Raw genomic sequence first — 248 nt, forward strand, 5'->3', positions numbered from 1 at the left:
GGGCGCGTGGTGTTCGCCGACTGGTTGCGCGGCGCCGGACTTCTGGTCATTCTCGACCATGGCAACGGCTACCTGAGCCTGTACGGGCACAACCAGAGCCTGCTCAAGAATGCCGGCGACGTGGTCAAGTCGGGCGAGGCGATCTCCACCGTCGGCAACAGCGGCGGCCAGGACACCGCCGCCCTGTACTTCGCGATTCGCCAGCAAGGCCGCCCGAGCGACCCGACACAATGGTGCCGTGCCCAGGG

1 protein-coding gene is annotated in these 248 nt (G+C 67.7%); it reads left to right on the forward strand.

What is annotated here, in order from left to right:
* Positions 1 to 248, forward strand: a 248-nt coding sequence (locus RRF55_RS27595) for a murein hydrolase activator EnvC family protein (protein WP_439419240.1), incomplete at both ends; no start/stop codon positions are given.

Source organism: Klebsiella sp. K47 (genome assembly GCF_051858335.1).
GTDB lineage: Bacteria > Pseudomonadota > Gammaproteobacteria > Enterobacterales > Enterobacteriaceae > Klebsiella > Klebsiella pneumoniae.